4 protein-coding genes are annotated in these 4,398 nt (G+C 44.0%); all 4 read left to right on the forward strand.

Translation table 11 applies throughout. The features are described from left to right. Positions 1–974, forward strand: a 974-nt coding sequence (locus AC29Z1_RS14175) for a putative bifunctional diguanylate cyclase/phosphodiesterase (RefSeq protein ID WP_488272106.1), incomplete at its 5' end; no start/stop codon positions are given. Positions 975–1,302: 328 nt separating this feature from the next. Further along, positions 1,303–2,574 carry a TolC family protein gene (locus AC29Z1_RS14180; protein ID WP_488272107.1) on the forward strand — a complete coding sequence of 424 codons (1,272 nt, stop codon included), beginning with the start codon at positions 1,303–1,305 and terminating at the stop codon, positions 2,572–2,574. Between the two features lie 17 nt (positions 2,575–2,591). Next, complete coding sequence (locus AC29Z1_RS14185) at positions 2,592–3,674, forward strand: efflux RND transporter periplasmic adaptor subunit (protein ID WP_488272108.1); 1,083 nt, start codon at positions 2,592–2,594, stop codon at positions 3,672–3,674. Between the two features lie 31 nt (positions 3,675–3,705). Continuing rightward, a complete protein-coding gene (locus AC29Z1_RS14190; RefSeq protein ID WP_488272109.1) occupies positions 3,706–4,389 on the forward strand; it encodes an ABC transporter ATP-binding protein in 684 nt (227 codons plus the stop codon). The last annotated feature ends 9 nt before the right edge of the window (positions 4,390–4,398 follow it).

The raw sequence follows: 4,398 nt of genomic DNA on the forward strand, positions 1-4,398 counted from the left end.
CCGACAAGACAGTTAGCGAGCTCTGCAAGGAGTACGAAGTTGCGCTTGAGAAGTTTCATCTCTCAGCAAGTATTGGATTGGCAATATATCCTGATGATGGCGATACGCTTGAGGATCTTCTGAAAAAGGCTGACAGTGCGATGTATGCTGCTAAACAGGCAGGGAGAAACTGCTGGCGTTTTTATGAACCATTGATGCTGAAAGAAGCCTATGAAAAAATGATGTTAACCAATGGATTACGCCGAGGATTGGAACGGGGGGAATTTTCTCTGCATTATCAGCCCCAGTTTGATGTGGCAGGCGAGAGGATTGTTGGATTTGAAGCTTTGCTTCGCTGGAATAGTTCTGAATACGGTATGGTATCACCAGTTCGGTTTATTCCTTTAGCTGAGCAAAGCGGGCTTATTCTGCCGATTGGTCAATGGGTCTTGCAGGAAGCCTGTCGTTTCGCCCGACGGCTGGCTGATAGCGGAAAAGAGCATATTCATGTGTCGCTAAATATATCGCCGCGGCAACTCATGTCCGAAGACTTTGTTACCCGTGTCCGTGCTAGTATTGAGACTGTCGGCATAAAGCCGGAGCAGATCGCAATGGAGATTACAGAAAGTGTTTTTATTGAGTCCATCGAGGAGAGTGTTCACAAGCTTTGTCAATTGCGGGATATTGGCGTAACTTTGGCATTAGACGATTTCGGCATAGGATATTCTTCGTTAACCTATTTAAAGAGTTTGCCTGTGGGAGTATTAAAGATCGATAAATCCTTTATTGATAATATTAGCCGTGATGAAATACAGTTGCAGGTGGTAGGAACCATTATTGATTTAGGTCATACTTTAGGTATGAGCGTGGTGGCTGAAGGCGTGGAGACGAAAGAACAACTGGCCATATTAACCCAGATTGGCTGTGATCATATTCAAGGCTACGTTTTTAGCAAACCGCTGGCAGAAGAGGCAGCCATGTCTTTACTTTCATAATACCATGTGCATAACAGGCTCAAGCAGCAAGAAATATTATTGCTGCTTGAGCCTGTCTTGCCTTAACCTTTTCTGTTTTTGCAAGCCTAATTTTTAGGGGATTTTCTCCGAAAATTGGTTTTATTTCAATTAGAAAAATGGTATTCCATGGTGAAGCATTGCCAAAAGACTTTTCTAAAAAGAATCTAAAATTTATAATGGATAATATGTTCAGTAGCAGTAATTGGTTTTAGAAAGTTTTTATAGCAAACGATCTAAAGAAATTCAAAGAAATTTTTACTACAATGAGGCATAGAGTTAGTCAAATACACGTAGGAGGCTGCTAGCCATGCTAAAATTAAAGAATAAGGCTGTATGTATAACCGCAGGTCTGATTTTTTTACAGCATACACTTGTCTTTGCCGCACCAGTGAAGCTGTCGCTGCAGGAAACCATTACTTATGCCTTACAGAATAATCCATCCATTCACATTGCCAGCGAAAATAAAAAGAAATCCGAGTTTATGGTTGATGAAGCTAAAGCTGGTAAAAAGCCGACCATTTCCCTTGACAGTAACTATAGCTATCAGGGCAGTTCTGATCAGGACAAAGACAATTTCAGCAACAGTTTGCGCATGAATTGGCAGCTTTATAACGGTGGGCGAACCGAAGCTAAGATTGAGCAGGCTCAACTTGGTGTGCGCAGTGCTGATTTGAATGTAGAGAAAACTAAGCAACAGCTTATACTGGATGCTACGACCAATTACTTTAGCGTGCTTGAAGCCAAAAATATGGTAAAAGTGAATGAGGAAAGTGTCGAAAATCTTAAAGCCCACTTAAACATAGTACAGGCAAAATATCAGGAAGGTGTTGTTGCCAAGTCAGAGGTTTTGCGGGCAGAGGTAGAAGTGGCTAACGCTGAGCAGAACCTGATTAAGGCGCAAAACCAGTATGCTGTGGCAATATCTGATTTACTTACTACCATGAATATGGACGGAGACGCAGAGATAGAACTGCAGGGTGACCTTACCTATCAGCCCGATACCAGAACCTTGCAAGAAGCCATTGCATTTGCCAAACAAAACCGCCCGGAGGCCATTCAGGCTCAGATCAATGTTGAAAATGCTCAAAAGAGTGTTGAGATTGCCCGAAGCAATAAACGTCCTTCGGTGTCTCTATCAGCGTCCACTGGCTGGAAAGATGGACTGTTGCCTACCGATGATACCAACTGGTCGGTTGGGGCTTCAGCAAGCTGGAATATTTTTGATGCCGGCGTAACCAAGTCTCAAATAAATCAAGCCGAGTCTACATTAACCCAAGCCCGGCTGGAACTGGAACAGACGCTTGATTCTATTGAACAAGAAGTGCGTCAAAGCTACCTTAACATGAAAGAGGCAGAAAAACGTCTGCAAACCACTGAAGTGACAGTCAATAAAGCAAAAGAGGATTTATATATTGCTCAGGAAACCTATAAAGCCGGTGTTGCAACCAATCTTGACGTCTTTGATGCGCAGTTGGCGCTTACCCAAGCTAAAACTAACCATGTTCAGGCGCTATATGATTATAATGTTAATAGAGCCAAACTGGATAAAGCAATGGGTGTAACGGCTGGTAGTCTATAATGGCGGAGGTAATGACAATGTGGCAAAAAATCGCAAACTATAAAAGGTCAATTAGCATAGGAATCATTGCTATAGCGGCGATTGCCGGCGGCGGGTATTATTATCATATCAAGAATAAACCTGTTGCTGCACCCCAGCCGACCGTCCGGGTTGAACGTCGGGATCTTACTTCAGTGGTAGAAGCAACAGGTACTATCAAGGCAGTTGACAGTGTGGATATCAGTTCCAAAATAACGGCCCATATCAAAGAGGTTAAGGTCAAAGAAAATGAAGAGGTAAAGGCTGGTCAAGTATTGGTTATTCTGGAAGACAGTGAAATACAGGCCCAGCTAACCCAGGCCAAAGAACGGCTGGATAATGCTGCACTTAAATACCAGCGGACTTACAGGCTGAGTCAAATAGGCGGTGCTAGTCAAGAGGCGCTGGATAATGCCAGCATGGAATATAATATTGCCAAAGCTAACTATGATGAGGTTAAGTCTAAACTGGATGATACCGTTATCGTTTCCCCGATGAACGGCATTGTCATTGGGAAACCGCTGTCAGCCGGAGAATTGGTAGCACAAGGGGTTAATAACCCAACCGTTATTTTAACAGTGGCTGATATGTCCAAAATGCAAATTGAGGCCAATGTAGACCAGACGGATATTGGAAAAGTTGTGCTGGGGCAGAAAGTCAGCTTTACGGTAGATGCTTATCCTGATAAACAGTTTCAAGGTACAGTTACTACTATTTCCCGTAAAGCAACCGTATCTCAAAATGTTACCTATTATCCGGTAACTATTGATGTTACCGATTCCGAAAACCTTCTATATCCTGGAATGGTTGCCAGGGTATCAATTATTGTCAGTGAACAGAAAGGTGTGCTGACTTTGCCGTTGGCAGCCATCCGTTCAGATAAAACCGGTAAGTATGTTATTGTTGTGGGGCCTAACGGTCAGATGCAGAATGTTCCAGTCAAAACCGGTAATACCGGGGATGACCGGGTGGAAATTATCAGCGGTGTAAATGAGGGTGACAAGGTGGTCGTATCGCAAGTAACCACCAAGACGCAGATCAGCAGCCAACAGGGTAAACGACCATCAAGACCTATGTTTTAACCGGGCATCTGTGCAAAAAGGGGGTCATAGCATGACAATTGCATTAACTGACATTACCAAAACTTATCAAATGGGCGATACCGTGGTGGCCGCTCTGGCAGGTGTTACTCTGAATATCCAAAAAGGTGAATTTACCGCCATTATGGGACCGTCAGGCTCAGGCAAATCAACGTTAATGAATATATTGGGCTGCCTAGACCGTCCGACTAGCGGATCGTATTTGCTGGACGGTCAGGAAGTAGCGTCACTCAGTGACGACGAACTGGCACTAACCCGGAACAAAAAAATCGGCTTTGTTTTTCAGAATTTTAACCTATTGCCACGCATTACGGCATTAGAAAATGTTGCTTTACCCCTGGTGTATGCTGGGGTGAAAGCGAAAGAACGCAAAGAACGGGCAGCCGCTGCTCTGGCCTCTGTCGGTTTGGAAAAGCGTATGCATCATTTGCCTAATGAACTGTCAGGTGGTCAACGCCAGCGGGTAGCCATTGCCCGCGCATTGATTAATGAACCTTCAATTATTATGGCTGACGAACCTACCGGGGCGCTTGATACCAAATCGGGTGATGAAGTTATGGCCATATTTAAACACCTCCATGCTTCTGGTCGTACGATTATCTTAGTAACACATGAACCTGATATTGCTGCCCATGCCAAGCGGGTCATTTACGTTCGGGACGGGCTTATTGTCCGGGACACAGAAAGGGATGAGTAATGTGTTTTG

The sequence above is a fragment of the Sporomusa sp. genome, assembly GCF_057736855.1.

What these genes read in the sequence shown, in the direction of transcription:
- AC29Z1_RS14180 (WP_488272107.1), top strand. Translation starts at nt 1,303, where the DNA reads ATGCTAAAATTAAAGAATAAGGCTGTATGTATAACCGCAGGTCTGATT.
- AC29Z1_RS14185 (WP_488272108.1), top strand. Translation starts at nt 2,592, where the DNA reads ATGTGGCAAAAAATCGCAAACTATAAAAGGTCAATTAGCATAGGAATC.
- AC29Z1_RS14190 (WP_488272109.1), top strand. Translation starts at nt 3,706, where the DNA reads ATGACAATTGCATTAACTGACATTACCAAAACTTATCAAATGGGCGAT.